Source organism: Pelatocladus sp., assembly GCF_059505505.1.
In genome coordinates, this window is the sequence record NZ_JCACKS010000175.1 from 1 (window position 1) to 3,293 (window position 3,293).

The following is a 3,293-nucleotide window of genomic DNA, read 5'->3' on the forward strand; positions in this document are numbered from 1 at the left end:
TACATTCATTTCGCAATCAATATTTCTTGTGACACTTTAAGCTGCGTTTGCCCTAGGTAGTCAGGTGACAGGATATGATGCCGGGGTACAGTCTTTGGTGACTAACTTAGCCAAGAAAGGCGAACCAAATGGTAAATTAAACATCATTACTGGTTGGGTTAACCCTGGAGATGTGACAGAAGTCAAGCACATTTTAGCAGAAATGGGTGTGGAAGGTAATATCTTACTAGATACCGAAACCTTCAATGCTCCCACCATGCCAGATAGAAACAGCTTTACCTTTGGTAATACCACCATCGAAGATATTGCTGATTCTGCAAATGCGATCGGTACCATTGCTCTGTGCAAATATGAAGGTGGTAACGCAGCTAACTTTTTGGAGAAGCAGTTTGGTGTTCCCGCGGTTGTTGGCCCTACACCAATTGGGATCAAAAACACTGATGCTTGGTTGCAAAGTATCAAGAAACTAACTGGGAAAGCAATTCCAGAATCCTTGGTAGTAGAAAGAGGTAAAGCTATTGACGCCTTAGCTGACCTGGCTCATATGTACTTTGCTAACAAGCGAGTAGCTATTTACGGCGACCCCGATTTAGTAATTGGCTTGGCAGAGTTCTGTCAGGAAGTTGAATTAGAACCAGTATTGCTGTTGCTGGGTGATGATAACCAGGCTCCTTCTAAAGACCCCAGACTAGCTGAGTTAGACAAGAAAGCAAATCACGCTGAATATAATATCGAAGTGATCTGGAATGCGGATTTGTGGGAACTGGAAAGCCGCGTTAAGGAAAGAGGCGATATCGACTTGATTTTAGGTCATTCTAAGGGTCGATATATTGCGATCGATAACCAAATCCCAATGGTATGTAGTCAATAAAGCACGCGGCGAAATCGACGCCGAAATCATGACGATACATTGTGAAGGATTCGCTGGGGAGTATCGGAGTGGATTTGATATTGTATTTCGGCAAATCGTAGATTTTATGGAGCCGCCCACGCCGGAACGCAAAGCACAATTAGCCAATGCTGTCAATATTGTCGGTGCGAAGATGGGGCCAGAAAGGACAGAAGTAGAAGGTGATGTCAAGGAACTGAAACGACTGATCAAAGGAATGGGGGCGAGGGTTCACAGCGTGATTGCTGGTGACTGCACATTAGAAGAACTCAAACAAGCACCAAGTGCAGCAGTTAACTGTACCTTATGTTTGGATCTTGGCTATACCATTGGTAAAGCCATGTCAGACAAATTTGGTACGCCCTTGAATTCCACAATTCTGCCATACGGTATCAGTGCTACAGAAAAATGGTTGCGCGGGGCGGCAAAATATTTAGGGATGGAAGCACAAGCAGAAGCCCTGATGGAACGGGAATATGCAGCCATCAAAACAGAATTTGAAGAAGCCAAGAAATATATCGAAGGCAAATTAGCCATTATCGAAGGGCATGATGCTATCAAGTGCTTGTCCATTGCCCATATGTTGGAACGTGATTTTGGGATGCGTGCGGTTATTTATAACTTCCATCCCTGGAGTACAGAAGCACGGGAAACCAGTGTAGATTATCTCTTAGAGACAGGTTTAGACCCAGAAATTTTGATTACCAAGGGGACTTTAGCTTTTGGTAAATACGAATCAATGAAACAAACTGAAGATGAATTATTAGAGTTCATCGGCGGTTTAGATGCCGAATCTGTAGTTTACTTCGGTTCTTCCTTGAGTTTCCCCCACATTTCCGTTGTGGATTTAAACGCCATCTTAAATTGTCCTAGATTCGGCTATCGCGGAGCCTTAAAAGTCGCTAAGTGTATTAAAACCGCACTTCAATATGGTTTTAGACCTCGCAGTTCGTTGACCAAACAAATGGTATTCCCGAAAAATTCAGGGTTAGCATCTGCTCAATCACTGACAGGAAAATTAGCCCAAGATTTGCCCGATTGTACCGTATATGCACAGAAGAGGAGAGGAAAATGCTTCCAGGAGTAACAAGCGAAAACTCTACTATTTTTAATGCCATACCCTTCAAACAAGAACGGGTGAAAATGTCTACTGGAATTACTTTTGACAATTGTGATCACAGTAAAGATCCTATAGTCGGTTGTGCCTTGGAAGGTATTGCCAATATGGTTGCTGGTATTAAAGATGTCAGCATTGTGATTCATTCTCCCCAAGGTTGCGCGTCAACTGTGGCAGCTGGCTATGATAACCATGAGGTTGATTTCACTAAGCGCAAAGTCGGTTGTACTCGCCTTTTTGAGTCAGACATAGTGATGGGAGCGTCTGAGAAACTCAAAAGTTTAATCAAGGAGGCAGATCAATCTTTTCATGCAAAGGTGATGTTTGTCGTTGGTACTTGCGCGGCAGATATTATTGGTGAAGATATTGAGGGTTTATGCAATAATCTTCAGCCAGAGATCAATGCTAAACTCGTTCCTATACTTGCCGGTGGATTTCGAGGCAATGCTTATGATGGTTTAGAAATGGGATTAGAGGCTTTACTTCCTTTTATCAAAAAAAGGCAGACTAAGAGAAGGGGTAAAAAGCCGAGAATTGTAAACATTATTGCACCACAAGCAAATCTCAATCCTACTTGGTGGGCTGATTTGCAATGGATAAAGCAAACGTTAAAATCTTTAAGAATTAAGGTGCAAACGGTAATTTCTCATGGTACTTCGTTTGCAGAACTGGAGAAAGCTGGTGAGGCAACCGCCAATATTCTTCTCAGTCATGATGTCGGGTATAAGTTTGCTCGGAAAATGCAGCAGACTCATGATATTCCTCTGATCCTCAATCATATACCTTTACCAATAGGTGTAAAAAATACTACGCGATGGTTGCAGGCATTAGCAGCACATTTCAAAATAGAAGAAAAGAAAGTAGAACCATTGATCAGACAAGGCGAAGAAATGGTTGTAGATACGCTTCGCCGACGAGCATTAATGATTATTCCCCGATATCGTAACTGTAGAGTTGCTGTATCTGCGGATGGCACGCTTGGCATTGGACTGGTGAGAATGCTCTTTGAAGAGTTGGAGATGATTCCAGAAGTCTTGTTATTTCGCTCGACAATGCGTGAATCTCGTTCAATTCTGGAGCAAGAACTGCAAAGTATGGGTATTTCTCCTCGCTTGGTATTTTCTGCTGATGGGTATCAGATTAAACAAGCTTTGACAGAGGTTGATACTGATGCTGTTCTTGGCTCGGCATGGGAAAAATACATGGCAGAGGAGTTGGGAATTAGAATTGCTTTTGATCCCACATTCCGCACCCACAACTGTCACACCCCAAAGAAACGGATCTATT

General features: G+C 42.8%; 3 protein-coding genes. All 3 read left to right on the plus strand.

The window, feature by feature from the left end; translation table 11 throughout:
* Positions 1–64: 64 nt before the first annotated feature.
* Positions 65–871 carry a nitrogenase component 1 gene (locus AC5JMK_RS13890; RefSeq protein ID WP_495910366.1) on the plus strand — a complete coding sequence of 269 codons (807 nt, stop codon included), beginning with the start codon at positions 65–67 and terminating at the stop codon, positions 869–871.
* A complete protein-coding gene (locus AC5JMK_RS13895; RefSeq protein WP_495910367.1) occupies positions 831–1,976 on the plus strand; it encodes a nitrogenase component 1 in 1,146 nt (381 codons plus the stop codon). Before AC5JMK_RS13890 ends, AC5JMK_RS13895 begins: the two co-directional genes overlap by 41 nt.
* Positions 1,961–3,293, plus strand: a 1,333-nt coding sequence (locus AC5JMK_RS13900) for a nitrogenase component 1 (RefSeq protein WP_495910368.1), incomplete at its 3' end; no start/stop codon positions are given. The genes AC5JMK_RS13895 and AC5JMK_RS13900, both read left to right, overlap by 16 nt.